The 23,805-nt window shown below is 70.6% G+C and carries 16 protein-coding genes; 10 read left to right on the plus strand and 6 right to left on the minus strand.

Annotation, left to right across the window (positions count from 1 at the left end; translation table 11 throughout):
- Nucleotides 1-9: 9 nt before the first annotated feature.
- The gene (locus tag ETAA1_RS19515; RefSeq protein WP_145241398.1) at nucleotides 10-1,734 is read right to left on the minus strand and encodes an NADPH-dependent assimilatory sulfite reductase hemoprotein subunit; all 1,725 of its coding nucleotides are present in this window, start codon (nucleotides 1,732-1,734) and stop codon (nucleotides 10-12) included.
- Nucleotides 1,735-1,987: 253 nt separating this feature from the next.
- On the opposite strand from ETAA1_RS19515, the gene ETAA1_RS19520 reads away from it, so the two are divergent.
- Nucleotides 1,988-2,521 (plus strand): hypothetical protein, encoded by a 534-nt coding sequence (locus ETAA1_RS19520; RefSeq protein WP_145241400.1) that lies wholly within the window; start codon nucleotides 1,988-1,990, stop codon nucleotides 2,519-2,521.
- Nucleotides 2,511-4,310: a DEAD/DEAH box helicase gene (locus ETAA1_RS19525; protein ID WP_238389258.1), complete on the plus strand. Its 1,800-nt coding sequence runs from the start codon at nucleotides 2,511-2,513 to the stop codon at nucleotides 4,308-4,310. Before ETAA1_RS19520 ends, ETAA1_RS19525 begins: the two co-directional genes overlap by 11 nt.
- A gap of 12 nt (nucleotides 4,311-4,322) precedes the next feature.
- Here ETAA1_RS19525 and ETAA1_RS19530 read toward each other — a convergent pair whose 3' ends face one another.
- The 5 genes from ETAA1_RS19530 to ETAA1_RS19550 all read right to left on the minus strand — a co-directional run bounded on the left by ETAA1_RS19530 (nucleotide 4,323) and on the right by ETAA1_RS19550 (nucleotide 10,463).
- On the minus strand, nucleotides 4,323-4,724 hold the full coding sequence (locus tag ETAA1_RS19530) for a hypothetical protein (RefSeq protein WP_145241402.1): 402 nt from the start codon (nucleotides 4,722-4,724) through the stop codon (nucleotides 4,323-4,325).
- Between the two features lie 59 nt (nucleotides 4,725-4,783).
- Nucleotides 4,784-5,955 (minus strand): IS3 family transposase gene (locus ETAA1_RS19535; protein ID WP_145241203.1). Its coding sequence is split into 2 segments (ribosomal slippage): nucleotides 4,784-5,700 and nucleotides 5,700-5,955, totalling 1,173 coding nucleotides; the frame shifts between segments, so codons are not numbered across the junction.
- Nucleotides 5,956-6,087: 132 nt separating this feature from the next.
- Nucleotides 6,088-8,211: a recombinase family protein gene (locus ETAA1_RS19540; RefSeq protein ID WP_145241404.1), complete on the minus strand. Its 2,124-nt coding sequence runs from the start codon at nucleotides 8,209-8,211 to the stop codon at nucleotides 6,088-6,090.
- Between the two features lie 138 nt (nucleotides 8,212-8,349).
- Nucleotides 8,350-9,438: an IS4 family transposase gene (locus ETAA1_RS19545; protein ID WP_145241405.1), complete on the minus strand. Its 1,089-nt coding sequence runs from the start codon at nucleotides 9,436-9,438 to the stop codon at nucleotides 8,350-8,352.
- A 92-nt stretch (nucleotides 9,439-9,530) separates the two neighbouring features.
- Nucleotides 9,531-10,463, minus strand: coding sequence for a hypothetical protein (locus ETAA1_RS19550; RefSeq protein WP_145241407.1), 933 nt, complete (start codon nucleotides 10,461-10,463; stop codon nucleotides 9,531-9,533).
- Nucleotides 10,464-10,627: 164 nt separating this feature from the next.
- On the opposite strand from ETAA1_RS19550, the gene ETAA1_RS19555 reads away from it, so the two are divergent.
- From ETAA1_RS19555 to ETAA1_RS19590, 8 genes are all read left to right on the plus strand, one after another.
- The gene (locus ETAA1_RS19555; protein WP_145234612.1) at nucleotides 10,628-11,386 is read left to right on the plus strand and encodes an ISAs1 family transposase; all 759 of its coding nucleotides are present in this window, start codon (nucleotides 10,628-10,630) and stop codon (nucleotides 11,384-11,386) included.
- Nucleotides 11,387-11,415: 29 nt separating this feature from the next.
- Nucleotides 11,416-11,760 carry a transposase gene (locus ETAA1_RS19560; protein ID WP_145234610.1) on the plus strand — a complete coding sequence of 115 codons (345 nt, stop codon included), beginning with the start codon at nucleotides 11,416-11,418 and terminating at the stop codon, nucleotides 11,758-11,760.
- A gap of 140 nt (nucleotides 11,761-11,900) precedes the next feature.
- A complete protein-coding gene (locus ETAA1_RS19565; RefSeq protein ID WP_145241409.1) occupies nucleotides 11,901-16,076 on the plus strand; it encodes a tetratricopeptide repeat protein in 4,176 nt (1,391 codons plus the stop codon).
- Between the two features lie 505 nt (nucleotides 16,077-16,581).
- A complete protein-coding gene (gene cobA / locus ETAA1_RS19570; protein WP_145241411.1) occupies nucleotides 16,582-17,367 on the plus strand; it encodes a uroporphyrinogen-III C-methyltransferase in 786 nt (261 codons plus the stop codon).
- Nucleotides 17,364-19,790 carry a nitrite reductase large subunit NirB gene (gene nirB, locus ETAA1_RS19575; protein WP_145241413.1) on the plus strand — a complete coding sequence of 809 codons (2,427 nt, stop codon included), beginning with the start codon at nucleotides 17,364-17,366 and terminating at the stop codon, nucleotides 19,788-19,790. The genes cobA and nirB overlap by 4 nt, the downstream gene beginning before the upstream one ends.
- 103 nt (nucleotides 19,791-19,893) lie before the next feature.
- Entirely contained in the window at nucleotides 19,894-20,250 is a 357-nt protein-coding gene (locus ETAA1_RS19580; RefSeq protein ID WP_145241415.1) for a Rieske (2Fe-2S) protein, read from the plus strand.
- Between the two features lie 4 nt (nucleotides 20,251-20,254).
- Complete coding sequence (locus ETAA1_RS19585) at nucleotides 20,255-22,357, plus strand: molybdopterin oxidoreductase family protein (protein ID WP_145241417.1); 2,103 nt, start codon at nucleotides 20,255-20,257, stop codon at nucleotides 22,355-22,357.
- Entirely contained in the window at nucleotides 22,354-23,790 is a 1,437-nt protein-coding gene (locus tag ETAA1_RS19590) for an FAD-dependent oxidoreductase (RefSeq protein ID WP_145241419.1), read from the plus strand. The genes ETAA1_RS19585 and ETAA1_RS19590 overlap by 4 nt, the downstream gene beginning before the upstream one ends.
- Nucleotides 23,791-23,805 lie beyond the last annotated feature (15 nt).

Below are 23,805 nucleotides of genomic sequence, written 5' to 3' on the forward strand. Positions count from 1 at the left end.
GCCATGTGCTTACTTCGCCCCCGCCAGCGCCTTGAGCTTCTCCAGACCCACACGCTCGCAATAATCGCCGAACAGCTCGCCCGGCATGCGCTCGTCACGGAACGCGGCGAAGATCGGCTTCAGCTTCGGGGCGATCTGCTCGATCGGCACCGAGTCCTGCAACTCGACGTTCATCCGCCGGCCGTACGAGTCGCCGCCGATGTACAGCGTGTACTTCGTGCCACCGCGGCCCACCAGCCCCACCTCGCTCTGGTACGGTCGGGCACAACCGTTCGGGCAGCCCGTCATGCGGACGCTGATCGGCTCCTGTTCCAGCCCCAACTCGGAAAGGATCGGTTCGAGCTGGTCCACCACGGCCGGCATCGACCGCTCGCTCTCGGTGATCGCCAGGGGGCACGTCGGAGTCGCCGGACAGGCCATGCTCCACTTCTGCACCTGGCTCAGCCCCTCCGGCCGCGGGATGCCGTACTCGCTCAGCAGCGAATCGACCGTCGGCCGGTCGGCGGTGGCGATGTCGCACAGGAGCACATCCTGCTGCGTCGAGACGCGGACGCTGCACCCGACGCGCGTCACGATCTCTCGGAGGCCGGCGCGGAGGCGGAAGTTCCCCTCGTCCTTCACCCGGCCGTTTTCGACGCTCAGGCCCAGGAACCACTTGCCGTCGCCCTGCGACTGCCAGCCGAGGTGCAGGTCGAGCCCGGTGATGGGGGCGTCCACGACCGGCCGGAACGGCGTCTTAAGGTAGTCGCGGGCGAACACCTCGCGGAACTTCTCCAGACCCCAGTCCTTCATCACGTACTTGAGCCGGGCGCGCTTGCGGTCGGCGCGGTTGCCGTGGTCGCGGAACAGCTTGATGATGGCCTCGGAGGCCGCCACCACCTCTTCCGGGTGGACGAAACACACCGGCTGTGCGAGCAGCGGGTACGTGTCCGGCTTGCTGTTCGTCTGCCCCTGCCCACCGCCGGCGTAAAGGTTGTACCCGACCGGCTGGCCGTCCGCGCCGCGGACGCAGAGGAAGCCGAGGCACTGGGCCAGGATGTCGGTGCAGTTGTCGTCCGGGAGGGCGAAGCCGACTTTGAACTTCCGCGGCAGGTAAGTCGGGCCGTAGATGGGCTCGGCGTCCTTCGGACCGGCCGGGGCCGCCTGCTTCTCGCCGTTCACCCACATCTCGTGGTACGCGTGCCCGCCGGCCCGCGGGGCCAGGTGCGCCGCCACGGCCAGGGCCAACTCCTGCATTTGCTTCCGGGCCGGGTCCTTCAGCGGCGCCGGGCAGGCGACGACGTTGCGGTTCACGTCGCCGCAAGCCCCGAGCGTGGACACGAGCGCGTCGTTGATGCCGCCGATGATCGTCTTGAAGTCGCCCTTCAGGATGCCGTGGAACTGGATGCTCTGCCGCGTCGTGAAGCGCAGAGTGCCGTTCGCGTACTGCCCGCAGAGGCGGTCCATTTCGAGGTACTGGTGCGGCGTCAGCACCCCGCCCGGGAGCTTGAGCCGGATCATGAACATGTACGCCTTGCCGACGCCCGGCTTGTCGCGCTTCTTGCGGGCGTCGCGGTCCTCCTGCTGGTAGCTGCCGTGGAACTTGATGATGTTCTTGGCTTCGTCCGACAGGTGGTCGAGTGCCGGGTCGGCCAGCTCGGCGAGGATGCGGCCGCGGAGGAAGTTGCTGCTTTCCTTCATCGCCTCGACCGGCGACACCTTCGGCTCGGTCGCGGGGGCCGTCTCGGTTGACATGATCCGTCCAGTCCTCAGTGCCGTGATGCCAGTGCATCGGCGAGCGTAATAACTGTGTTGTAGCGGAACCGTCCGGAATCGGAAGCCCAGTCGGCACGTATAGTTGATCAGAGAAGTCGGGTATCACGGGCGGAACAACCCACCCGTTGACCCGAGTTGCGGTTAGAGCGACACCGAAGGCGGTGAAGCAACCCGCAGGCGGGGTCCGATGATGGGGTGCGATCGACGCACACCTGGGCTTCGGGGACACCGCGTGAGTGACCGCACCGCCGCGCCGCCAACGCTCGGCTTTCTGACCGTACAGCAGGAGCCGGCGGGCTGGGCGGGGTATTACCTCGTGACGAACGCCTGGGGCCGCCCGCTCGAATTCCGCATGTCTTCGGCCGTGCAGCCGAACCGCGTGCAAACCGCGCTGTACGGCCCGACGCTGCTCGACTACCTCCACGCTGACGTGATCGGAAAGGCGCTGTTCGAGAAGACCTCTCTGAAGCCCGACCTGATCGTGACGGACTCGCCGCCCGCGCTGGCGCTGCGAAGTCGGGTGGACGTGCCGGTCGTGGCGCTGCGGCCGGACGCGGCGGTGCTGCCGGCCGAAACGCGCACGCTAACCCACCCACGCAGCTCGCTGGCGTTGCTCCTGCCGGCCGCATTCGGGGACGACGAATCCACGGTGGCGGCTCGGCTCGACGCCGTGGACCCGGCGGTTGATTTGGCAGAGCCGTTCGCGCGCATTCGCGAGGCAGTGGCCGAGGCCCGCAAGCTGGGGGTGAGCGGCCGTGTCGCGTGACGATCATCCGGTGGTCGAGGAACTACGCGAAGCACTGGGCGAACAGCCGGTTGATGCCGGCCGCTCGTCCGGCGACGCCATGCCCGTCGAGGTGCTGCCGTTCCCGCGCTTCGACCGACCACTCGACACGGGCGTGCGAGAAGCCCGGCTACTGACCGATTCGCCGTGGGTGCGGTCGGCGGGCCAACTCACGCTGAGCGTCACCACCGAGGGCTGGAAGTTCCCCGCCCCGCCGCCCGAGTACACGCCCCCGCCGCGGCTGCCGAGCGAACCCGCTGTTGGCCGCCACGCCGTCGATCTTCCGAGGCTCCCCGACGACCCGAACTCGCCCCCGAAGGCCCGCATCCGCACGATGCCGACGGCTGACACGGTGCTGTTCAAAGACCGGTTGTTGATGCTGTTGCAGCCACCGCTTGACGGCCTGTTCGACGGCAAGTCGCTCTCGGTGCCGTTCGAGCCGTTCCCGTACCAGCTGGAGGGGATCGCGTTCCTGATGCCGCGCCACGCGGCGCTACTCGCCGACGAGATGGGGCTCGGCAAAACCGCACAAGCCATATTGAGCTTAAGATTATTGTTCCACCAGGGCCAGATTCGGCAGGCGTTGCTGATCTGCCCGAAGCCGCTGATGCACAACTGGGCGCGCGAGCTAAAGCTCTGGGCGCCCGACCTGCCGTTCGAGCCGTTCGACGGCGACGCCGAGCAGCGCCGCACGACGTGGTTCGTCTCGAACTGCCCGCTCAAGCTCATCAACTACGAGACGCTCACCCGCGATGCCGACCTCGCCGCCGACCCGCGCGTGTACTTCGACGCCGTCGTGCTCGACGAAGCGCAGCGGATCAAGAACCGCGACTCGAAGACGGCGCAGACGGTCCGCTCCATCCGCCGCGGCCGCAGCTGGGCCATCTCGGGCACGCCGATCGAGAACAGCCACGAAGACCTCGTGAACCTGTTCGCGTTCATCGACCCGGACCGCATCCCGCCGGACTGCCCGCCGAAGCACCTGCCGCGCTACACCGCGGACTGCATCCTCCGTCGCACGAAAGACCTCGTGCAGTCGGACATGCCGCCAAAGATTTACCGCGACCTGGAGGTGGACCTCACCCCCGCCCAGCGGCAGGCGTACAGCCTCGCCGAAGAGGAAGGGGTGATTCACCTCAACGAGCTCGGCGAGACGATCAGCGTCCAGCACGTCTTCCAGCTGGTGATGCGGCTGAAGCAGATTTGCAACTTCGACCCGCTCACCGGCGAGAGTGCGAAGCTCGAACGGCTCGTTACCGACATGGAGGAGGTGGCGGCGAGTGGGCGGAAGGCGATCGTGTTCAGCCAGTGGGTGGAGCCGCTGGAGATTCTGGCAAAGGCGCTGGAGCCGTTCGGGCCGCTCCAGTACCACGGCCGCATCCCGCAGCACGAGCGCACGCCGATTCTCGACCGGTTCAAGAGCGACCCCGACAAGCACGTCATCCTGATGAGCTACGGCACCGGCAGCGTCGGGCTGAACCTCCAGTTCACGAACTACGTGTTCCTGTTCGACCGGTGGTGGAACCCGGCCATCGAAGACCAGGCGATCAACCGCGCCCACCGCGTCGGCCAGCGGCACCCGGTCACGGTGACGCGGTTCACCGGGCAGGACACGATCGAGCAGCGCATCGCCCTGCTGCTGGACGCGAAGCGGAAAGTGTTCCTGGATCTGATGGAGGCGGCCGACAAGCCGACGACGATGGGGCTGACCGAGGACGAAATCTTCGGGCTGTTCGACCTGAAGGCGCGGCCGAAGCGCGGGGCGGCCTAGAGGCAATGCCGCTCAGATAAGCACGCGGGCAGCCTCGCGGAAGGGTTTGGTTGGCTGCGGCGGGTGGAGGTGTTCCGCCCGCTTCTTCCCCCAGTTGGACATCTTCCGCTTGATGACCCTCGGGTACCACCGGTCCCGCCGCGCTCCCAGCCGCTGCCTCCGGACCTCCCGGAGCAAGTCTTGGTACCAGTCCGCCGGGGGACGCCCCGGGGCCTCCGGCAGCCGGCACCACAGGACCCGCAGGGTGCCGGCGAACGACACCCGGTCGGGGTCCACCGAAGCCGTCGCCGCGGCGTCGCGGATCACCCGCCGGACCAGGTAGTACGCCAGCACCAGCCCGTACACCTCCTGGACCACCCCGGCCGGGGTCTTGCTCCGGACCGGCACGTCCCGCCCGCTCAGGTGCGTCTTCAACTCGTCGAACGCCAGCTCGATGGCACAGCCTGGAGTTCCCCACGGAAAGTGGACAGCGTTTAGCGGTGGGTCGGGTTGTGCGCCCGCTCGTACTCGGCGGGGGCGACGTACCCCAGTGACGAGTGCCGCCGGACGCGGTTGTAGAACGCCTCGATGTACTCGAAGATGCTCGCCCGCGCCTCCTCGCGCGTGGCGTAGTCCTCGTGATGGACCAGCTCCTTCTTGAGGCTGGCGAAGAACGACTCCATCGGCGCGTTGTCCCAGCAGTTCCCACGCCGGCTCATGCTGCACGTGATCCCCTCCTCCGCGAGACGACGCCGGTAGTGCTCGCTGGCGTACTGACTCCCGCGGTCCGAGTGGGCCACCAGGGCCGGGACCGAAGACCCCCCGAGACGGTCGGCCACCGCCATCTCCAGGGCATCCACGACCAACCGACTGGTCATCGTCGCGGCCATCGCCCAGCCCACCACCATCCGGCTGAACAGGTCCTCCACGACGGCCAGGTACAGCCACCCCTCGCGGGTCGGGATGTACGTCACGTCCGCGACCCACGACGTGTTCGGCTCCTCCGGATCGAACTGCCGATCCAGGACGTTCTCGGCCACCGGGTGCGGGTGGTTCGAGTCCGTCGTCTGCCGGAACTTCCGCGTCGTCTTCGCGGCAATCCCGGCCTCCCGCATGACCTCGGCCACGACGTTCACGCAGCACTCGTGGCCCCGGCTCACCAGCTCGGCGTGGACGCGCGGGCTGCCGTACCGCCCCTTCACCTCGGCGTGAATCGTCGCGACCTGTTCGGTCAGCTCCTCCCGCCGGACCTCGGCGTGGCTGGGCTCGCGGGACCGCCAGGCGTAGAACCCCGAGCGGGACACCTCCAGGACACGGCACAACTGCGTCACCGGCCACTCGCCCTTGCGCTCCTCGATCCAGCCGAAGGTCACTTCGACTGGGTGGCGAAGAACGCCGTGGCTTTTTTTAGGATGTCGCGCTCCATCTCCAGCCGCTTCACGTCGGCCCGGAGGCGGCGCAGTTCTTCCTCGACGGGGGTGAGGTGCCCCGATCCCGGGAAGGCGTCGGCCCCCTTCTTGAGGACCGCCTTCTTCCAGTCGTGGAGCCGGTTCTCGGTGACCCCGAGGCGGCGGGCGACCTCGGCCACGGACAGCTTCTGCTCGGTGATCATCCTCACGGCCTGGAGCTTGAACTCCGGCGTGTAGACCTTGCGGGAACCGGCCATCGGTGTGTCTCCTCGTGATTAGAGCTTACACCGCTTTCCCGCTGTCCACGATCCGTGGGGAACTTCAGCCACGATGCCTCCAAACCTGTGGGTGGGGTGGCCCGGTCGGCCGGCAACCGGGCCATCGGGAGACTACCGCACCGGCCGCGGCTTCGGCTTGGTCAATTCCGCCAGCCGGTCCTTGTTCGCCCACGTTCGCGGGAGTTGGTGCAGTTCCCGCAGCCGGCGGAGTTCGCTCGCGTCGGCCCAGATCACGTGGTGCCGGTCGGCGTCCCGGCGGACATGCACCCACCCGACCCGGACCCACCGCCGGACCGTGTCCCGGTTGATCCCGAGCCGCCCCGCCAGCCCGGCCGGCCGGTACTCGTCCGGACCCAGCCCGGTCGGGCTGCCGTGCGGCGGGCGGCACCCGAGCCCGAGCTGGCCGACCAGCCGCAGCACCATGTCCCGGGTGAACCGCGCCGTCCGCTTCGGCGGGTGGAACCCCTCGGCGTTCAGCCGGTCGGCGATCGCGCCCGCCGTTCGCCGCCCCCCGCAGAGCTCCCGCAGTCGGGCCGTCAGCCGCGGGTAGTCCGAGTGCTGGTCGTACCGGCGAACCGCCCGCGTCAGCGTGTGCGACCGCACCGCACCGCCGACCCAGTGCACCGCCACGCCGACCCGCTCGCTGCCCTTGTCCACCGTCACCACCACCCGGTCGAGGAGCCACCGGGCGATCCGCTGGCGGTCGGCCGGGGTCGTGGTGGCCGCCGCCCACACCGCCGGCAGGTCGGCGGCGAGGGCGCGGATCGCTGACACCGCGGTGTCACTCAGCCGGGCCGGGGCCGCCCGCTGCCACCGCTCGTACTCGTCGTCGAGCTGCCGCTGCTGCTTCAGGGCGTCCTCCCACCGCCGCTCCAGCTCCCGGGCGACCAGCCGGTTCTCCGGCTCGCACGCCCGGTGCTGTCGGGCCGCCCGGTCCGCCTCGTACGCCGCCCGCTCCCGCCGGAGGTGCCACTGGCGGGCCAGCTCGCCCCGCTCCCGCTCGACCCCGGCCACCGCCGCCAGGCTCGCCTCCAGGGCGGCCGGCTGTACCGCGGCGAGCAGCTGGTCGGCGACCAGGGCGTCCAGAGCGGCCCCGTCCGACAGGCCCTGGCAGAGCGGGTCGGCGTAGTCGGACGACCCGCGGGTGCAGGTGTACGACGGCCGCCCCTTCGGCCCCAGGTAGCGGACCACCATCCGCCGGTTGCACCGCCCGCACCGGACCAGCCCGGCCAGCAGCGCCGGCCCGTTCCGTGGCGCCCCGCAGGTGGTCGCGGTGTTCCGGTTCGCGGTCAGCCGGTCCTGGTTGGCCTGGAACCGGTCCCACGTGATGTACGCCGGCAGCCGGTCCCGGATGAGCACCAGGCACTCCTCGGGGCGGCGGATCTGCTTGCCGGTGCCCGGCCGCCCCGGCTGCTTCTTCCGCGGGTCGACCGGGCGGTGGCCGAACCGGTACGCCCCGGCGTACCCCGGGTGCCGGAGCAGGTTCTGCAGCGTCGCCCGGTTCGGCCGCCGCCACTCCAGCTGCCCCCGGGCCGGGCCGCCGCGGACCCGCACCGGGATGCGGACCTGGTGGTGGACCAGGTAACGGAGCAGGCCGTGCAGGGTCGCCTCCCGGTCGAACCGGTCGAAGATCAGGCGGACGACGGCCTGCACCTGCTCGTCCGGGTCGATCGCCCACCCGCCCGGGTCGGCCCGGACGTACCCGATCGGCGGGATGGCGAACAGCTCCCCGCGGCGGGCCTTGTTCAACTTGCCCTGGTACATCCGCTGCTTCAGGACGTGAAGCTCCGCCTCGTTCATCATGCCGTGCAGGCCGAGCAGCAGCCGGTCCGAGTGGTCGGTCGGGTCGAACACCGCGTCGGCGTCGGCGAGCAGGACGCGGAACCGGGCGCACAGCTCCAGCAGCTGGTGCCAGTCCTTGCACGACCGGGCCAGCCGACTCATCTCCAGCCCGAGGATCAGCCCGACGCGGTCGAGGGCGACCTCGGCGAGCAGCCGCTGGAACCCGGGCCGGCCCTCGATCGACTGGCCGCTCTTGCCGAGGTCGTCGTCGATGGTGGTGACCCGGTCGCGGGGCCAGCCGAGGGCGACCGCGCGGTCGGCCAGGGCGTACTGCCGGGCGGTCGACTCGCGGTGGTCGAGGACCTGCTGCGGGGTCGACTGGCGGACGTACACGACGGCCGCCCGGTCGAGGTGCCACGGCCGGAGCTTCGGGGAGCGGAGGGGGTCAGTCATGACCGGCCTCCTCGCGGGCGCGGGCCGCGTGCATCCGGACGAGGAGTTGGCCGAGCAGGTCGCGGAGTTGCCTCTGGCGATCGGCCGGGAGGTGCGCCCAGACCGGCGGCGGGTTGGTCGCCGGCGGCGGTGGGGGCGTCAGGCGCGGGGGGGCGCGAGGCGTCGTGCGGGGGCTGACATGCGGGTCCTCCGGGTGCGACGGCGAGCCGGTCTCGACACCACGCGGCCAGTTCCAGCAGCGCCATCACCCCGATGGTAACCGGTCCGCCGGGCGGAGACCCACCCCCGGCTTGAGGGGCAGTCTGCTTGGTTCTTCTCCTGCTCCCACCGCTCGTGGTACACGACCGGGGCGTCGGCGGCCGGCAGGTCGTCCGGGCTCAGGAGGTCGGTCAGGAGCCGGGTCCGCGCCCCGCACCCGGGCCGCCCCGGGTCGTCGTGGGTGTACTCGATCACCCGCACCTCCAGCCCGCGGCGGCCCGCCGCCCGGTCCGCGGGCGACGGGTAGAGGGCGGCCAGGTACGACCCGTCGGGCAGCCGCCGGGTCGGGGTCAGGATGGCGTGGGCCGGGACCCGGGCGAGCAGGTGGGCGCCGGTCCGCAGCACCCGCTCGGCCAGCGGGTACCCGAAGAACCCGCGGTCCCACAGCAGGAGCATCCCCGGCCCGAGCCGGTCGACCAGCGGCCCGGCCATGACCTGCTCGCCCCGCCGCCCGGGCTTGATCGACAGCCCGCAGATGGCTCGCGTCCCCAACTCGCACAGGGCGAGGAGCCGCAGCTGGGGGAACGCCCCGGCCGCCCGGGCGGTCCCGGGCCGGCCGAACACCCGGGCGTTGTCCGGGGTGTCGGGCAGGTCGAGGGTGGTCCCGTCGAGCCCCATCAGCCGCCACCCGCGGTAGCCCGCCCCGACCGTCTGGTGGGTGCCCATCGGGCGGGCCACCTCCTCGAACAGCCGCCGGAGGGGCGGCACCCCGAGCCGGTCGCGGGCCTGGCAGAAGGCCGAGGAGACCGGGTCCGGGTCGTCCGTCCCCGGGTGGAGCCGCCGCCAGACCTGGGGGACCGGGAGGTCGGCGAACAGCCCGAGGGCGACCACCAGCCGGGCGGTCGCGTCGGCCGGGATGCGGCGGACCCGACGGGACTGCCGGCCGGTCACGTCCAGGATGTGGGCGATACGATCGGGCGGGATCAGGTGGTACAATCCCCGCAGGAACGGGGTCGGGTCAGTGGCCATGCACACCGGTGCCTCCTTGCGTCGTGGGATCGGTAGCAACCCCACAGTACCAAGGAGGCACTGGCTTTACGCCTATCTGAGCGGCATTGGGCCTAGAGGGTCAGTTCCATCACCGGAAACCGCCCCTGCTCCTTGAAGTACCTCGTGTAGAATCCGACAAGGTGCGGCGCGTCCGTCGGGCACTGCGCCGCCAACGACGTGACCGACCCCTCAGTCAGTTCCTGGCTGACCTCCGCGAGCAGTGCGAGCCCAGCTGGCAGGGCGTGTTCCGGCTTCGTCACGACGTAGCTGAACAGGCCGTTTACCCGCTTCGCGTTCAGCCCCTCGGCGCCGAACGCCCCGAGTCGGAAGCACGGCGCGAGCGGGTCCACCTTCTTCACGTCCGGCCAGTTCGGGTTGTCGAGCCCGACCCCGACCGCCACCGGTCCGCCGCCACCCTCCACGACCCAGAACGCCTCCGCCGGGAAGTGGGGGCTGTTGAACACGTGCTGCTCCAGTTCCGCGTCCGACACCCGTACCACGCCGCGGCCCATCGCCGCCAGCGCCGGGATGTCGGCCCGCGTCAGCCGGCGCACGGGGTTGCCGCCGCGGCTGGCGATGGTCGGCAGGTCCACCGGGTCGGCGGCGTAGTTCACCATGTCGCGCGCCTTATGGAACCCGCGGTCGGCGAAAAACCCGAGCACGCCGTCCCAGTCACGGCGGTACGCGGTGAACAGTGACCGCACGCCACGATCGCGGGCACTCCGTACGGCCGCAGCATACAGCGCCGCGGCGACCGCTTCGTAGCCCTTGCGGCACCACGGGTAGCCCAGCCGCCCCTGGTCCGGCTCCAGTACGCAGTAGCCGACCGCCATGTCGTTCTCGACGGCGTAGAACCGGCTCGTCGGGTCGAACCCGCGCGCGCGCGTCCGCCGACGGACATCGTCCTCGGTGGCCGGCTTGAAGCCCGGGAGCGCGAACGCGGCGCCGTTGAAGAGGACGGCTTGCGTGCGCTCGTCGCCGGGTTGGTAGGTGCGAATGGTCACTGGGCGGGAACCCGCGGGCGAGTCGAGGGTGATGAAGTTGATGCTACAACGCATTCGCGCTGGGGACAACTCGCCGGGGCCGCCCGGCAGGACGATTGCAAAGTCCAGAATTCCGGTTAACGTGTTGACGGGTTGCGAGTTACTCACCTCGGGATGGAGCCCCGATGTCACCCACTTCCGACTCACTGGTCGCCGCGTTCCGCCAACTCACGGACCCTCGCCACCGCCGTGGTGTCCGCCACCCGTTCGCGGGGTTACTGTCCGTCGTCTTCCTGGGGCTGCTGAGCCGGCACCCCGACTTCGCCTCCCTCGCCCGGTGGGCCAAGCGGCACTGGCCGGCCCTCCGGGAGGCGTTCGGGCTGACCCGCCCGTACGCCCCGCACGCGACGACCTACAGCCGCGCGGCCGCCGCCTTCTCGATCGACGAGTTCCGCGGCGCCCTGGCCGGGTGGCTCGCCCGGGTGATGGCCGACGCCCCGACCGCGGCCGCGGTGGACGGGAAGACGAGCAAGCAGGCCCACGACGCCGACGGCGACCCGATCCACGTCCTCAACGTGTTCGCCCACGACGCCCGGGTGTGCCTGGCCGACTGGCCGATCGGGGACGGGAAGGAGACCGAGCCCGAGGTCCTCAAGGCCCACCTGGACGAGTTGTTCGCCGCCTGGCCGTCGCTCCGGGTGCTGACCGGGGACGCCCTGTTCTGCCAGCGCCCGCTGGCCCGGGCGATCGTCGAGGCCGGGCGGGACTACGTGCTGGCGGTCAAGGACAACCAGCCCGACCTGCACGAGACGATCCGGGCCGCGTTCGCCGACGCCACCCCGGCGTCGGCGAGCGCGACGGCGCGGGGAAAAAACGCGGGGCGGTCGAGACCCGGCGGGTCTGGTGCGACGCGGCGACGGCGGACTACGCCCGCGAGGCGCTGAACGTCCCCGGCCTGCGGGCGGTCGTGCGGGTGGACCGGGAGACCCGAGGGGCCGACGGCGCCCGGACGTGCGAGACGCGGTACTTCGCCACCAGTCTCGACCCGGCCGTGGTGACCGCCGCCGCGTTGCTCCGGCTCGTTCGCGGGCACTGGTCGGTGGAGAACAGCCTGCACTTCGAGAAGGACCGGTGGTGGGACGAGGACCGGCACGTGTGCCGCCGGCCGGGGTTGGCCGAGCGCTTCACGACCCTGCTGAGCGCGGCCGTGAGCGTGTTGCGGGTACTCAACCCCGGGGGTAAGGGCGAGCCGCTCAAGGCGCAAGCCGACGCCCTCAACTGGGACATCGAACGCGCCATCAACCTCATGACCCGCTGATACCTGCGACTTTGCAATCGTCCTGGGCCGCCCGGCCGCTGGCCGCTCGTTGGGGTTGACCGGCTGCTCCGGGCCGCCGTAGCATCCGCGTCCGGCCGCGCCGCCCCACCGTCGCGCGGCCGCCGCACGGACGCCGCGACATGCCGACGATCAATAGGCGGTTCCTCCTGAAGCTGGTTCTGGTTGTACTCGGGCTCGGCGGGTCCCTCGCCGCCGCTCACGCCCTCCAGGCTCGCCGCATCCCGGACGCCCTCCGCCGTCAGGCCGACCGCTCGGCCGACGCCGGAAAGACCGACGCCGCGGTCCATTACCTGCGCCAGTACCTCGAATTCGAGCCGACAGACGTAGAGGCGCACGTCCGCCTAATCGACCTGATCCGTACCCGGGCGACCACCGGCCGCGGGCAGAACGAACTCGTTTTCCTCTACGACAAAGTCCTCCGACTCGACCCCGAGCGCGACGCCACCCGCCGCGAGGCGTTGACCCACTGCCTGAAGGCCGGCCGTTTCTCCGACGCGCTCGCCCACGCCGACGCTCTACTCAAGAAGTTCCCCGACGAGGGAGCGCTGTGGCAGCAACTCGGCGGCGCGCAACTCGGCCTGAACCAGGTCGCCGACGCCCGAAAGTCGTTCGAGTCGGCCGTCGCCAAGTCGCCCGACCAGATGCTCAACTACCAACGGCTGGCCCAACTCCTGTGGAAGAACCAGTCCGACGCGGCCGGCGCCCGCGCCGTGCTCGGCCAGATGGTCGCCGCCCTGCCGCTTGAGCCGCAGGCGTATCTCATTCGAGCACGCTTCGAGAGCTACGTCGCCGAGGAGGACGAGCGTGCGAACCGAACCGTGAACCTGGACCCGGCCTGCCGCGACCTGCGGCGCGCGCTCGAACTCGATCCCGAGAACGCAGACGCCTCGCTGTTGCTGGCCGAGATACTCCAGAAGGGCCGCGACATCCCCGCGGCGCACGCCATCCTCCGCGACGCCGCCGCGCTCTACCCCCGCGAGTTGAAGCTGGTTCGGGCGCTGGCGTGGCTCGAACTCATCCGCGGCAACGTCCCGGCGGCGCTCGCGGCCCTGGAAGATGGGCTGAAATTCACGCCGGACGGCTACGACCTGTTGGTGCCACTCGCCGACCTGCTCGTGCAGCAAGGCGATACCGCGCGGACCGCCGACATCCTCCGCCGGCTGGAGGCCCGGCGGCTACCGCCGTCGCAGGTCACGTACCTGAGAGCTCGGCTAGCGATGAAGCAGGAGAAGTGGGCCGAGGCGATCGAGCACCTGGAGAAACTCCGCACCAGCGCCGGCACCCTGCCCGGCCTCGAAGCCCAGGCGAATTTGTTGCTGTCCACGTGCTTCGAGCGCGTCGGCAACGCCGAGAACCAGGAGCGGGCGCTGAAGCGGGTCCTGGCCGCCGACCCGAGCCACGTCCCGGCGCGCGTCGGCGTAGCCGTGCTGTACCAAAACCTGGGCCGGTTCGACGACGCCCTCCGCGAACTGGAGGTCGCAGTGGGTTCTCCCCTCGCCCCCGGAATGGTCGTGGCGCAGTGGGTGAAGTTCAAAGCCCACCGACTCCGGCAGTCGAACGGGAGCCCCGACGACTGGCGGAAACTGGAGGCGGCGGTCACGACTCTGGCACCGCGATTCGGCCCCGCGTCGAGCGAACCGACCGTCCTGCGGGCCGACGTTCTGGCCGCGCAAGGGAAGTACGCCGAGGCCGCACAACTGCTCCGCCGCGAGGCGTCGCGGCGGCCCGGCGATACACGCCTGTGGGCAGCACTGGCCCACGCAGCGGCCGACGCCGGCGGCACCGCAGCGGGCCTGACGGTGATCGACGAGGCACAGGCATCCGCCGGTGACGGACCCGACGTACGCATCGCCCGCGCCCGGCTCTACGGCCGCGAGCCGGGTCGCATCCGCCCGCTCGCCCCACTCGCCGACCGGACCGACGGCTGGGCCGAGGCAGATCAGCTGCGGCTGCTCTACGGGCTCGCCGACGTGGCCGACGAGGTCGGCGACCGAGCGCGGGCGGTGGAACTCGTTCGCGCCGTCTGCGCCCGCCGCCCCACCGACATCGCCGGTTGGGTCCGCCTCGCCGAGCGCGCGGCCGACGCCGGCAGGGCGGAAGTCGCCGCGGAAGCACGGGCCGCACTTGTCAAACTCGAAGGCGACGCCGGTGTCTCGGTCCTGGTCTGTGACGCCCGGCTGTCACCGGCCGCGGCCGAGAAGTTGGCCGCGGCCGTGGGGCCGTCGCCGAACCGCGGCGACGCCTGCCTTGCGCTCGCCCGCGTCAAGGCCGACGCCACCGAGTCCGCGCGGCTCGTTGAGCGCGCCTTTCAACTGGAGCCGACGAACGTCGAGGCGGCACGGGCGTGGGTGGTGGCGTTGGTGAAGTCCGGCCCCGACGACCGCGTGACGAAGGCCGTGGCCCGGCTCGCGGCCGACCCTCGGTGGGCCGGTGAGCCGTTCCGCCGGCTCATGGCCGGTGTCGTTGAGCGGGTCCCACCAGCGGCCGCGACGCAGGTGCTCGCGCTGTGCAGACCGGTCGTCGAGCGCGACCCCGGTGGCCCGGCGTGGCTCGCTGCCCGGTCCCCTACAGTTGCCGAGTCGATTCTCACTGCGGCGACCAGCGCACCGGGTGCGACTGCCGACGACTGGCTCCGGCTCGCCCTGTACCAGACTGGTGGGAAGGGTTCGCCGGACCGCGCGGCTCCAACGTTCGAGGCCGCCCGCGCGAAGCTCCCGCCGTCGGCGTTCTTCGCCGCCGTCGCCGTCTTCGCCGAGACCCCCGACGGGTACGGGTGGACCCCGCCCGTGGCCGACCCCGCGGAGAAACGTGCCTTCACCCAGGCCCGGCTCGCCGTCGCACTTTCGCGGGCCGACAGCGACGGCGCCGTGAAGGTGCTGGAAGCGTTCGTCGCCGACCCCGCCGCTCGCCCGGCGGACGCCGGCTGGGCGAAGCGGAATCTCGCGATGTTGCTGGCGTCTCGCGGCACGCCCGAGGGCCGCACCCGCTCAGCAGCTCTGCTCGCGGAAGCGAACGAGGGCGGGGCGACGGTCGAGGACCTCCGCGCCACCGCCGGCGTGCTGACTACGCTCGCCCGCTTCCTGGAAGGCGCCGACCGGCGCGCCGCCCTCGCCCGCGCGGCGGCGGCGCTGGAGAGCGTCCACCAGACGACACAGTCGCCGCGCGACCTGTACAACCTGTCGCAGCTGCACCGCGTCGCCGGCGACAAGAAGGCGGCCCGAGACGGGCTCAACGCCCTGATGAAAGCCGACCCGCGAAACCTCTACTACCTCGTCGCCGCGCTCGACGAACTGACCGAGGATCGCAACTTCGCCGCCGCCGATGCCTTCGCCGGCCGGCTGCGGTCACTGTACCCCGGCGAGTTCCGGGCGGTCGCGTCGGTAGCCCGGTACGAGGCGAAGGCCGGCAAGGCGGACCGGGCACTCGCGCTGGCGGAGGCGTACGCCGGCGCCGCCGACGCGGGTGCCGGCGACTACCTCGCCCGTTCCGCTCGTGTGGCCGAGTTGCTGGACGAGCTGTGCCGCCTCCCCGGCGTGAAGGGCTCGCCCGCCGGCCGGGCGATGGCCGCGGCCGCAGCGCAGCGGTACGCGGCGCTCGTGCCGTCACGTCCAGAAGCTGCCGTCGGAGTTGCCGGCGTGCTTGCCGACGACGGTCAACCCGCTGAAGCGCTCGCAAAGGTGGAACAATTCGGCCGCTACCTGCCGGACCGCGTTCGCGCCCAAGCCGGCCTTGCGGTCCTACGGACCGGCGGCGCCACCGACCGGCAGTTCGAACTCGTCCGCGGCTGGCTCGACGCGGCCCTCGCGGCCGCCCCCGCCGACGTGCCGATGAAGCTCGCCGAGGCCGAGTTCCTGACACTGAAGCAGCAGCCCGAGCGGGCCGCGGAGGTGTACGCCAAGCTGCTCGAACGCGACCCGCGGAACGTCGTCGCGCTCAACAACCTGGCGTGGCTGCTCGCCGCGGACGCGACCACCGCCCCCCGAGCGCTGGAACTGCTCGACCGCGCGGCCCGCGAAGCCGGCATTTCCGCCGACCTGCTCGACACCCGCGGCCGGGTGCGGATCACCCTGCGGGAGTTCGAGGCGGCCGAGCGCGACCTGATGGAGGCGATCGGCCGGGACGCCAGCGCCCTCCGCTGGTTCCACGTCGCGGTGCTGCGGACGACCCAGTCGCCGCCGCGGCCGGACGCCGTCGCCCTGGCGTTCCGCGAGGCCAAGAGCCGCGGCCTGGACGCCCGCACGGTCCACCCCGCCGACCTGGCGACGTTCCGGCTGCTGGAGGCAGCAAACCCGTAGCAGTACGGCCGTCTTCATTGTTTCCGCGGCGCCCCCACCCCCCCCTTCCGTGGAAGCAATGAGTCGGCTGGACGAATGATCGTGAGAGTGACGCCCGCCTGCCGGTGGCTCCGAAGGGAGCCACCGGTTTGCGTTTATGGCGACTCGCCGGTCCGCATCCGTTTCCTGCCTATATCGCGGGCGGGGTTCACCGCCCGGTCGCACGCTCCGCGGGCATCGATCTCGCCTGATGCTCACGCCACGGGAAAAATCTCCGCTCCCCGACCAGCGCGTTCTTGCCACGAAATGACGTGGTTTTCCACGCATACCGCTCCGTCTCACAATCCTGATGTGGGACGAATCGCAGGTCCGGTCCGCGGGTTGCTATCCCCACTGCCAAACCGCTCTGCCGCTGCACACGGCCCGCCCAACACCCCGGGCGGCTCGCGGGTCTTGTTGTTTGCCTGAATCGACTTCCTGACATTCGCCGCAACGTTCGCGTCGCGGCCGCGGAGATCGTGCGCCCGTGACGCCGACCGAACCCACACACGCCGGCACGGTCTACCTCGTCGGCGCCGGCCCCGGCGCCCCGGACCTGGTCACCGTCCGCGGGCTGAACGCCATCCGCCGGGCCGACGTGGTCGTTTACGACGCCCTCGTTCACCCCGAACTGATTGCCCACGCCCCCGCCGACGCCGAGCGCGTGTACGCCGGCAAGCGCGGCTACTGCGTCGGTTCGACGCTCCAGGAAACGATCCACGAGGTGATGGCGAACCGCGCCCGCGCCGGCCTCACGGTCGTGCGGCTCAAGGGCGGCGACCCGTGCGTGTTCGGCCGCGGCGGCGAGGAGGCCGAGTACCTTGCCGAACGCGGCATCCCGGTCGAGATCGTGCCGGGCGTCACGACCGCGGTCGGGGCGTGTGCGGCGGCCGGCATCCCGCTGACGCACCGAGACGAGACGCAGGCCGTCACGCTCGTCACCGGCCACTTCGACCCGGACTCGCCCGAGTGCAAACTTGACTGGAAGGCCCTCGCCTGCGCCGGCACGCTGGTCGTGTACATGGGCCTGCGTCACCTCGACGCCATCGCCGCTCGCCTAATCGGCGCCGGGCTCGACCCCGAGACGCCGGCCGCGGTGGTCTGCCGCGGCACGCTCCCGGACCAGCAGGTGATTGACAGCCCGCTGACCCAACTCGCCACCGCCGCCCGCGCGGCCGGCGCCGCGGCCCCCGCCGTGATCGTGGTCGGCCAGGTTGTCGCCCACCGCACCCGCATGATGTCCCTGGTTGCCGCCCAAGGAGCCGTCGCGTGACTACCCGCCAGAAGCTCGTCGTCATCGGCAACGGCATGGCTGGTGCCAGGCTCGTCGAGGACGTACTCGCCCTCGACTGCGACCGGTTCGAGGTCGTGATGTTCGGCGACGAGCCGTACGGCAATTACAACCGCATCCTGCTCTCAAACGTGCTCAACGGCACTCAGGATCCCAAGGAAATCTTCCTCAACCCGCTCGCGTGGTACGAGGAGAACAACGTCACCCTCCACGCCGGAAAGAAGGTCACGCGGATCGACCGCGAACAACGCGTCGTTTACGCCGACGGCGTCGAGCAGCCTTACGACGTGCTCGTGCTCGCCACCGGGTCGAAGCCGTTCGTGCCGCCGGTGCCGGGGACCACGCTCCACGGCGTGTTCGTGTTCCGCACCCTGGACGACTGCCGGAACATCGCCGACTACGCGAAGGGGAAGTCGAACGCCGTCGTGATCGGCGGCGGGCTCCTCGGCCTGGAGGCGGCGAAGGGGCTGATGACGCACGACCTGGCGAGCGTGACCGTCGTCGAGATGGCGCCGTGGCTGATGAGCGTTCAGCTGGACGAGGCCGGCGGAAAAGTGCTCGGGCAGACGATCGAGAAGCTCGGGCTGAAGGCGCTGACGAAGACCAGCACCGCCGAGATTCAGGGGCACACGCACGTCACCGGCGTCAAGTTCGCGGACGGCAGTACGGTCCCCGCGGACATCGTGGTCATCTCCGCGGGTATCCGCCCGAACATCGACCTGGCGAAGGAGTGCGGGCTGGCCTGCGAGCGCGCGATCGTCGTTGACGACCAGATGCGAACGAGCGACGGACACGTCTTTGGGGTCGGCGAGTGCGTGCAGCACCGCGGCATGGTGTACGGCCTCGTCGCCCCGCTCTGGGAACAGACAAAGGTGCTCGCCGAGGTGCTGACCGGGACGGCGCCGGAGAAGGTGTACACGGGGTCGAAGATCGCCACGAAGCTGAAGGTGATGGGCGTCGAGCTGGCGAGCATGGGGCGGATCGGCGACCTGAAGGACACCGACGAGGTGGTGCAGTACAGCGAGCCGGCGCGGCAGGTGTACTGGAAGGCGATCGTCCGCGACGGCAAGCTCTCGGCCGCGTGCCTCCTCGGCGACCTGGGACCGGCCGACAACCTCATGGAGTTGTTCAAGAACGACGCGCCCGTGCCCGAGCGGCGGCTCGAAATCTTCTTCACCGCCGGGTCCGCGAAGAAGGACGTGTCGCTCGCCGACCTGCCGGATTCGCACCAAATCTGCGACTGCAACGGCGTCAGCAAGGGGACCATCTGCACGGCCATCAAGGCGGGCAAGTGTACGGTCCCGTCCGTCGGCAAGGCCACCCGTGCGGGCACCGGTTGCGGCAGCTGCAAGGGACTGGTGAAGGGGCTGATCGAGGCCGTGGCGGGCGCCGTGAAGGCTGACCCGAGCGAGGGGTGGTACGTCCCCGCGGTGCCGATGGACAAGCCGACGCTGGTCGCGGAGGTGCGGAAGCGCGGCCTCAAGAGCGTGTCGGAGGTGTTCCGCGAGTTGGGCACCGGCGTGGACGAGAAGAGCAAGATGGGCCTCGCGTCGCTGCTCAAGAGCCTGTGGAACGACGAGTACGTCGACGAGCGCGACGCCCGGTACGTGAACGACCGCGTCCACGCCAACATTCAGAAGGACGGCACGTTCTCGGTCATCCCGCGCATGTACGGCGGCGTCACGAGTGCCGACGACCTCATCAAGATCGGCGTGGTGGCGAAGAAGTACGACGTGCCGATGGTGAAGGTGACCGGCGGCCAGCGGATCGACCTGCTCGGGGTGAAGAAGGACGACCTGCCGAAGATGTGGGCCGACCTGGGGATGCCGAGCGGGTACGCGTACACGAAGGCGCTGCGCACGGTGAAGACGTGCGTCGGCAGCGAGTTCTGCCGCTACGGCACGAACGACAGTACCGCGCTCGGCATCGCCCTGGAGAAGCGCTACCAGGGGTTCGAGTTCCCGGCGAAGGTGAAGCTAGGCGTCAGCGGCTGCCCCCGCAACTGCGCCGAGGCGACGGTGAAGGACGTGGGCGTGATCGCCACCGAGGGCGGCGAGTGGGAGGTGTCGGTCGGCGGCGCCGCCGGCGCGAGCGTCCGCAAGACGGACGTGCTGTGCCGGGTGAAGACGCAGGCCGAGGCACTCACGGTGATCGGCCGGTTCCTCATCTACTACCGCGACAACGCCAAGTGGCTGGAGCGGACGTACGACTTCGTGCCCCGCGTTGGCCTCGACACGATCAAGCGGGTGATCCTGGAGAACGCGACGGGTCTGTGGGAGTACTTCGACCGCGAGGTCGAGGCGACCATCGCCGCGTACCGCGACCCGTGGCTGGAGCGCGAGCGGCCGGTGTACGCGGGCCAGTTCGAAGACGCGAAGACGGTGGCGCTGCCGATGCTGTCGTGACCCGCTCGCCCTGGCGAGCGGCCCGCGTCAGCGGGCTGTTCCCTTGGGTTTCAGTGGCGCAAGAGAACAGCCCGCTGACGCGGGCCGCTCGCCAGGAGTTCTGATGCAAACCCTCGCGCTGAAGTCCCCGGGCCGCAATGCCCGCGCCGCCCGTGTCCGCCTGTGCGACCTCGACGAACTGCCCGTCGGCCTCGGCCGCGCGTTCGTCGTCGCGGGGCGCACCGTCGCCGTGTTCCGCACCCGCGACGGCAACGTCTTCGCCACCGCCAACGCCTGCCCGCACAAGGCCGGCCCCCTCGCCGACGGGATGCTCGTCGGGCACCAGGTCGTTTGCCCGATGCACGCCTTCCGGTTCACCGCGGACTCGGGCGAGTGCGACCAGCCGAACGTCTGCGCCGTGACGACGTACCTGGTCGAGGTCGAAGGCACCGCCGTGTTCCTCACCCTCCCGGCGGCGTGACCCGATGACCGCCCTGCCCCTCGCCCCGCCGCTGTCGATCCGCACGCACTGCCCGTACTGCGCGTACCAGTGCGGGATGCTGGTCGGCGACGGCAGCTCGGACGCGCCCGCCGGCGTGCAGGGCGACCCGCACTTCCCCGTGAACAACGGCCAGCTTTGCATCAAAGGCTGGACCGCGACGACGCTGTTGCGCCACCCCGAGCGCGTGACGACGCCGCTGGTGAAGCACCGCGGCGAATTGCGGAGCGCGAGCTGGGACGCGGCGCTGGACGATGTCGCGGACGCCATCCGCCGCACGAAGGCCGAGTACGGCGCCGACGCGGTCGGCTTCTTCGGCTCCGGGGCGCTGACGAACGAGACGGCGTACCTACTCGGCAAGTTCGCCCGTGTCGCCGTGGGCACCGCGAACATCGACTACAACGGCCGCTACTGCATGTCGAGCGCCGCGGCCGGCGGCAACCGGGCGTTCGGCATCGACCGCGGTCTCCCCTTTCCGATCGACGACCTGGAACGGGCCGACGTGATCCTGTTGGTTGGGGCGAACCCGGCCGACACGCTGCCGCCCATCACGCAGTGGTTCGAGCGGCAGAAGAAGGCCGGCGGCCGCCTCGCGGTGATAGACCCGCGCAAGACAGCCACCGCCAAGCTCGCCGACCTGTTCCTGCAAACCACCCCCGGCACCGACCTGACGCTCGCCAACGGGCTCCTCTACCTCGCCATTGAGGAAGGGCTCGTCAACGAGGAGTACGTCGCCGCACGCACGAACGGGTTCGACGCCGTTCGGCGCGTGGCGTTGCAGTACCACCCGGCGCACGTCGAGCGGCTGACCGGCGTGGGCGAGCCGACGCTGCGAAAGCTGGTGCGATGGCTCGGTACGGCGCGGTCGGCGATGATCCTGAGCGGACGCGGGGCGGAGCAGCACACCAAGGGTGTGGACACGGTTCACGCTTTCATCAACCTGGCGCTGGCGCTCGGGCTGCCGGGGAAGCCCTCGAGCGGGTGGGGCTGCCTCACCGGCCAGGGGAACGGCCAGGGCGGCCGCGAGCACGGCCAAAAGGCCGACCAACTCCCCGGCTACCGACTAATCGAGGTCGAGGCGCATCGCCAACACATCGCCGACGTATGGGGCGTCGAGCCAGACTCGCTACCGCGCAAGGGGAAAAGCGCGTTCGAGCTACTGGACGCCTGCGGCCCGTCAGGCGGCATCCGCTCCTTGTTCGTGATGGGCTCGAACGTCGCCGTCGCGTCGCCGGACCTGAACCGCATTGACAGCCGGCTGTCATCGCTCGATCACCTCACGGTCTGCGACAGCTTCCTGAACGATACGACCGCTCATGCTCACGTCGTCCTCCCGGTCTACCAGTGGGCCGAAGAGGAAGGCACGATGACGAACCTGGAAGGTCGCGTCATCCGCCGCCGACGGGTAGCCCGGCCGCCGACCGGCGTCCGCGGCGACCTGGACGTGCTGCGCGAACTGGCCGAGCGGCTCGGGCACAAGGACAAGTTCGACTTCGCCGCGCCGGCCGACGTGTTCGAGGAGTTCCGCCGCGCCACCGCCGGCGGCACCGCCGACTACGCCGGTATCACCTACGAGCGGATCGACCGCGAGGACGGCGTGTTCTGGCCGTGCCCGTCGGAGGAACATCCGGGTACGCCGCGGCTTTTCACGGAGCGGTTCCACCACACCGACGGGCGGGCGAAGTTCTTCCCGGTCGAGCACCGCGCCGCGGGCGAGGAGCCGGACGCCGGGTACCCGTTCTTCTTCACCACGGGTCGCTACCGCGAGCACTACAACTCGGGCGCACAGACGCGGCTCGTAGGAGTGCTGGCGAAGGCCAAGCCGCGGCCGGTGCTACAAATCCACCCCGCCGCGGCCGGCCGGCATCGCATCGGCGCCGGCTCGAAGGTGACGCTGGAGAGCCGCCGCGGGCGGGCCGAGTTCGCCGCGGACGTGACGCCGGAGATCCGGCCGGACACGCTGTTCGCGCCGTTCCACTGGGGCGGCCGCGAGGCGGCGAACCGCCTGGTCGGTGGGTTTCTCGACCCGGTGAGTCGGATGCCGGAGTTCAAGCTGGCGGCGGTGCGAATCGTGGGGGCGGCGGGATGAAGAAGCGGCTGGTGATCATCGGCAACGGCATGGCGGCCGGCCGGCTCCTCGACGAACTTCTGCGCCGCGGCGCGCCGGAGCGGTTCGACATCGCCGTGTTCGGCGACGAGCCGCACGGCTGCTACAACCGCATCCTTCTGGGCCGTGTCCTGGGCGGCGGTAGTGCCGACGACATCACCCTGAAGACGACCGCGTGGTACGCCGAGAAGGGGATTGACTTCCACGTCGGGGTGCGCGTGTGCCGGCTGGACACGACGGCACGGGTGATTCACGCTGCGGGCGGCAAGACGTACCAGTTCGACGTGGCCGTGTTCGCCACCGGCAGCCGCGCCGTCGTGCCGCCGATTGAGAACCTGCTCGGGCCGGACGGCGCGCCGAAGGCCGGGGCGTTCGTGTACCGAACGGTCGCCGACTGCGAGCGCATCCGCGCCGAGGCGAAGCCGGCGAGCTCGGCCGTGGTGCTCGGCGGCGGGTTGCTCGGGCTCGAAGCGGCGAAGGGGCTGTGCGACCTCGGCCTGCACGTAACAGTCGCGCACCGGGCCGACACGCTGATGAACCTCCAGGTGGACCGCACCGGCGGGATGTTTTTGCGGCAGGCCGTGGAGCAGGCCGGCGTATTCGTTCGCACTGGCGCCGAGGCTGCGGCTGTGCGCGGGACCGATCGAATCACGGGCGTCGCGCTAAAGAGCGGCGAGATCCTTCCCGCCGACATCCTCGTGCTGGCGTGTGGCGTGCGGCCGCGCGTAGACGCGGCTGAGGCGTCGAACGTGCCGGTGAAGACGGGCATCGTCGTGAACGACTTGCTGGCGACGGCCGTGCCCGGGGTGTTTGCCGTCGGCGAGTGTGCCGAGCACGCCGGAAAGGTGTACGGCGTGGTGCCGCCGATCTGGGAGCAGTGCGGCGTGCTGGCCGACATCCTGACCGGCGCGAACCCGATGGCCCGCTACCGCGGGTCGAAGCTGTACACGCGGCTGAAGGTCGCTGGCGTCGAGGTCGCCAGCATGGGAGCGGTCGACGCGACCAACGACAGCGACGAGGTGATTCAGGTCATCGAGGACCGGCGCGGCATTTACCGCAAGCTCGTCATCCGTGACGGCAAACTGGCGGGCGCGGTCGTGGTCGGCGAATCGGATTCGGCCCCGGCACTGGCCCGGTGGTTCGACCGCGCCGACCCGCTGCCGCCGAACCGGCTCGACGTGTTCTGCTCGCCGGACGTGTCGGCCGCGGCCGGCGACCCCGAAATCTGCAACTGCCATCACGTCACCGAGTCGGCGATTGTGGGGGCGGTGCGCGACGGGTGTACGAGCCTCCCCCAACTCTCCGCCGCCACCCGGGCCGGGACCGGGTGCGGCACCTGCCGCGGCGCTCTAGCACGGCTGATCCTGAAGAACTCTCCCAAGGCCGTGGTCAACGGGACCGCGGCACACGCTTAATCGTTGTTCCTGGGA

The organism is Urbifossiella limnaea (assembly GCF_007747215.1).
Taxonomy (GTDB): Bacteria; Planctomycetota; Planctomycetia; order Gemmatales; family Gemmataceae; genus Urbifossiella; species Urbifossiella limnaea.

Bases quoted from the DNA above. Each gene is read 5' to 3' on its own strand.
- ETAA1_RS19515 (WP_145241398.1), bottom strand. From the start codon at position 1,734: ATGTCAACCGAGACGGCCCCCGCGACCGAGCCGAAGGTGTCGCCGGTC.
- ETAA1_RS19540 (WP_145241404.1), bottom strand. From the start codon at position 8,211: ATGACTGACCCCCTCCGCTCCCCGAAGCTCCGGCCGTGGCACCTCGAC.
- ETAA1_RS19545 (WP_145241405.1), bottom strand. From the start codon at position 9,438: ATGGCCACTGACCCGACCCCGTTCCTGCGGGGATTGTACCACCTGATC.
- ETAA1_RS19555 (WP_145234612.1), top strand. From the start codon at position 10,628: ATGTCACCCACTTCCGACTCACTGGTCGCCGCGTTCCGCCAACTCACG.
- ETAA1_RS19565 (WP_145241409.1), top strand. From the start codon at position 11,901: ATGCCGACGATCAATAGGCGGTTCCTCCTGAAGCTGGTTCTGGTTGTA.
- ETAA1_RS19580 (WP_145241415.1), top strand. From the start codon at position 19,894: ATGCAAACCCTCGCGCTGAAGTCCCCGGGCCGCAATGCCCGCGCCGCC.
- ETAA1_RS19585 (WP_145241417.1), top strand. From the start codon at position 20,255: ATGACCGCCCTGCCCCTCGCCCCGCCGCTGTCGATCCGCACGCACTGC.
- ETAA1_RS19590 (WP_145241419.1), top strand. From the start codon at position 22,354: ATGAAGAAGCGGCTGGTGATCATCGGCAACGGCATGGCGGCCGGCCGG.